The sequence below is a fragment of the Frankia sp. AiPs1 genome, from assembly GCF_023716945.1.
Classification (GTDB): domain Bacteria; phylum Actinomycetota; class Actinomycetes; order Frankiales; family Frankiaceae; genus Frankia.
This window is the reverse complement of sequence record NZ_JAMQQF010000641.1, coordinates 1-3254: the sequence shown is the minus strand read 5'-3', so window position 1 is coordinate 3254 and position 3254 is coordinate 1. Positions and strand designations below refer to the sequence as shown.

General features: G+C 73.5%; 3 protein-coding genes. 1 reads left to right on the top strand and 2 read right to left on the bottom strand.

All coding sequences use genetic code 11. The annotated features are described in order from the left end of the window. Positions 1–101: 101 nt before the first annotated feature. Both ND748_RS28730 and ND748_RS28725 read right to left on the bottom strand, forming a co-directional pair. A complete protein-coding gene (locus ND748_RS28730; RefSeq protein WP_251749317.1) occupies positions 102–590 on the bottom strand; it encodes a sirohydrochlorin chelatase in 489 nt (162 codons plus the stop codon). A 68-nt stretch (positions 591–658) separates the two neighbouring features. Continuing rightward, positions 659–1624 (bottom strand): NAD(P)/FAD-dependent oxidoreductase, encoded by a 966-nt coding sequence (locus ND748_RS28725; RefSeq protein ID WP_308205758.1) that lies wholly within the window; start codon positions 1622–1624, stop codon positions 659–661. Positions 1625–2228: 604 nt separating this feature from the next. Between ND748_RS28725 and ND748_RS28720 the strand changes: the two genes are divergently transcribed. Further along, a partial coding sequence (locus tag ND748_RS28720; RefSeq protein ID WP_374216059.1) for a serine/threonine-protein kinase occupies positions 2229–3254 on the top strand: 1026 nt, incomplete at its 3' end.

The window sequence follows — 3254 nt, the reverse complement described above, 5'->3', positions numbered from 1 at the left end:
TTCGTCACCTCGGCCGGCCGCCGGCCGCCGGTTGCCGTCGGCGGCATCGGTCTGCGGGCCGACCGCCGCGAGCCGCTCGGTCGGCCGCGGAGTGCGGTGGGTCAGCCGGTGGGGTGTCTGGCGGCGTCGACGAGCTCGCGCAGCGTGTCGTCGAGTCGTGCCCGGACCGCCTCGACGACGCAGGCATGCAGGCCGAGGGGCTCGGAGAGGATCCAGCGGGTCGTCGGATGCTGTCCGCGCGCCTCGTCCAGCGCCGCCGGGAGGTCGCGGCGGGTGTGGTTGCCGCCGAACAGGAAGAACGGGTAGACGACGATCTCGGTGCAGCCCGCGGCCGCGAGGTTGGCGTAACCCTCGCCGATGTTGGGGCGGCTGACCTCGAGGAAGGCCGCTTCGACGGCGCCCCACGGCCGCGGACCGGCCGGGCTGCTCGGGCCGCTCCGGTCGGTGGGATCGGCCGAGTGCAGTGGGCGGCCGGCGCAGCCGTCGTCGTCTGGGCGGGGTTCGGTCGCCAGGCGGCGGGCCAGTTCGCGGACCGTGGCATTCGCCTCGTCCCGCCGGGAACCATGGCCGATGACCAGGAGACCGCGCATGCCTCCAGTGTGCGCCGATTGCCCGGCCGCGGCCGCCGGCCGGCCTGCGCAACCAGCTCGTGCCCGGGTCAGGCGGCGGTACCGTCGCCGGAGCTGTGCCCCGGGAACACCTTCGCCGCGGGGTCGACGACCGGCGCGGCGTTGTTGACGGCGGTCGCGACCTCGCCGAAGCCGGTGGCGATCAGGCGGACCTTGCCGGGGTATTCGGTGATGTCCCCGGCCGCGAAGACCCGGTCGACGCCGGTGAACATCGTCGTGTCGACCGCGATGTGGCGCCGGGCCATGGTGAGCCCCCAGCGGGTCAACGGCCCGAGGTCGGCGGTGAAGCCGAGCGCGGCGATCACCGCCTGCGCCGGGCGGACGTGCCGTTCCCCGGTGCGGGTCTGCACCAGCTCGACCTTCTCGATTCGGTCCTCCCCGTGGATGGCGGCGACCTCGGAGAAGATGAGGATCTCCACGCTCGACGCCTCGACCTGCTCGATCGTCGCCGCGTGCGCGCGGAACCGATCGCGGCGGTGCACCAGGGTGACCGAGCGGGCGATCGGCTCCAGGGCGAGCGCCCAGTCGAAGGCGCTGTCTGCGCCGCCGACCACGATGACGTCCTGGTCGGCGTGGACGTCCAGCTTCGGCACGAAGTAGGCCAGGCCGCGGCCGAGATGGCCGGTCCCGGTCGGCAGCGGTCGCGGGGTGAACGTGCCGAGCCCGCCGGTGATCACGACCGCTCTGGCGCGGACCCGATGGCCCTGGCTACTGGTCACCACGACCGCATCCGGTTCGTGGGCGAGCTCGGCGGCCTGCTGGTCGAGCAGGTAGGTCGGGTCGAACGGGGCCGCCTGGGTGACGAGGGCGTCGACCAGTTCGCGGCCGCGGATGGCCGGGAAGCCGGCCACGTCATAGATCACCTTCTCCGGGTACATCGCGGTGACCTGGCCGCCTGCCTCCGGCAACGAGTCCATCAGGGCAACCGACATGCCCCGGAAACCCGCGTAGTAGGCGCCATAGAGCCCCGCGGGGCCGGCGCCGACGATCAGCATGTCCACGCTGGTGTCGACGTCACTGCTGTCGACGTCACTGCTGTCGACGTCACTGCTGTCGACCTCGTCGCCCGCGGCGGCCTCCGGGCGGACGGCGGTGCCGTCGTTCGCCTCGACCGACTGCGTGACCATGGGCAGCTCCCCGCACCTCGCGGCCCGACCGGTCGGACTGGGGTGTCCGATCGGTGCCACTGGACGTTCTTTCTCCTCATCCTGCCGGAGATCCGGCCGGCACGCCGACGTCTGCGCTGGTGGGCGTCCCTGACCGGCCGGGACCTCGGCAACGGCACCGGCAGGGGCAGGGGCAGCGGCAGGGGCGAGCGATGTGTCGGGATCGCCGGGCGGACCGCGATCCCGGCCGACGGGCGGCGGAGTTGCGCTTGTATCGTTTCTCCGTTGCACGGTTCGTTGCCGGTCACACCGGTTGTGCAGGCAGTATTCCTCGACGTTCGCCAAGGAAAGGCGCGCCGGCGTGGCCGTCGGATGGCGGACATCGCTCCCCGCGCCGAGTCCGGCGGGGGCTAGCGTGAGGTAGCAGGCACCCGCAGTCGCCGGGCCGCACCGAGCGGCGGTGGGGGCTACAGCGGACACGGGCGGGAGAGCGGTGGCGGATCGATCGACGGGCCGGGACGGGCCGGACGGCACCCGGGGTGAGGCGCTGCACCCGGACGACCCCACCGTCATCGGCGCCTACCAGGTCATGCGCCGGCTGGGCTCGGGCGGCATGGGCACGGTGTACCTCGCCCGCGACCCCGCCGGAGCCCTCGTCGCGATCAAGGTGATTCGCTCGGAGCTGGCCGCCGAACCAGAGTTCCGCGACCGGTTTCGGGACGAGGTCGCCGCGGCGCGACGGGTCGCCCCGTTCTGCACCGCGCAGGTCCTCGACGCCGACCCCGCCGCCCGCCGCCCGTACCTGGTCACGGAGTACATCGACGGCGTCCGCCTCGATGACGTCGTCACCCGGTCCGGGCCGCTGCCGATGTCGACTCTGCAGGGCGTGGCCATCGGCGTGGCCAGCGCGCTGACCGCGATCCACAAGGCCGGCATCGTCCACCGTGACCTCAAGCCGAGCAACGTCATGCTGTCGTTCTCCGGTCCCCGGGTCATCGATTTCGGGATCGCCCGGGCCCTCGACGCGGCGCCGGGACGGACCCAGACCGGCCTCGTCCTCGGCTCGGTCGGCTGGATGGCCCCCGAGCAGATGGAGGGCGCGACGATCGGCCCGGCGGTCGATGTCTTCGCCTGGGGCCTGCTCATCGCCTACGCCGCCGTCGGTGCCCACCCCTACGGGCAGGGCACCTACCTGGAGATGTCGGAGAAGATCCAGACGGGTCGGCCCGACCTGCGGGACGTGCCGGCGCAGCTCCAACCCGTCGTGCGCTCCGCGCTTGCCCGCGACCCGCGGGACCGCCCGTCGACGGAACGGCTGCTGCTGACCCTGCTCGGGGAGGAGGCGCCTGCCGGCGGGGACAGCCGGGTCGCGGCCACCGCCGTCCTCGACGACACCTGGCCGCGGGGCCGCAGCGCCGCCGCGGCCGCGGCTGGGGCTGGAGCCGCAGTGGGCGCGGCCACCTTCCGGACCAGGCGTTACGACGATTCGGTGGCCGCCGACGGCTCGACCGGACCGGAC